Origin of the sequence: Mesorhizobium sp. M7A.F.Ca.AU.002.02.1.1 (assembly GCF_003998535.1) — a bacterium.
GTDB classification, from domain to species: domain Bacteria; phylum Pseudomonadota; class Alphaproteobacteria; order Rhizobiales; family Rhizobiaceae; genus Mesorhizobium; species Mesorhizobium ciceri.
Genome location: NZ_RZPB01001465.1, coordinates 1 through 511, shown reverse-complemented (window position 1 = coordinate 511; position 511 = coordinate 1). Strand labels below are relative to the sequence as shown.

Annotated in this window: 1 protein-coding gene; it reads left to right on the top strand. The window is 58.5% G+C overall.

Annotated elements, in window-relative coordinates:
- Nucleotides 1-147: 147 nt before the first annotated feature.
- Nucleotides 148-366, top strand: coding sequence for a hypothetical protein (locus tag EN879_RS38395; protein WP_127274831.1), 219 nt, complete (start codon nt 148-150; stop codon nt 364-366).
- Nucleotides 367-511: the final 145 nt, after the last annotated feature.

The following is a 511-nucleotide window of genomic DNA, read 5'->3' as shown; positions in this document are numbered from 1 at the left end:
GGTCATTGGTGTCCTTGCCGTCGCCGCGCCGGCGTCAACGGCGTCCCACAAAAAATCTCCTCAACCTTTCGAACCTTTTGCTGCGCCGCGCCGACTGATGGTCAGAGGCGAATGGGTCGCCTCGATCAAAAGATCCAGGAGATCATCATGCGCAAGCGCACTCTTACCTCGGGCCTCGTCGCCATCTTCGTCGCCACCGGCGCGCTCGCCGGCACTGTCGGCACGTCGTCAGCCCACGGCATGCATGGCCATCATCATCACCACCACAACCATCACAAGAAGCACTTCAAGAAGTTCTGGTGGAAGCACTACAACCACCACCACAACCATCACCACAGGCACGGCAGGGTGATCATTTTCCTTTGATGGAGGGACCCAATTCCCCAAGAGGGCGGCTTCGGCCGCCCTTTTTGCGTTCGGCGATCACCTTGTGAAGTAGGGCGGCAAAGCTGCTGATCCCCGGCAAGCTACGGCATGCACACATTTCCAAGCAACTGGTCTTTGGCGATAG

Coding starts and splice junctions, on each gene's coding strand:
- EN879_RS38395 (WP_127274831.1), top strand. CDS start 148: ATGCGCAAGCGCACTCTTACCTCGGGCCTCGTCGCCATCTTCGTCGCC.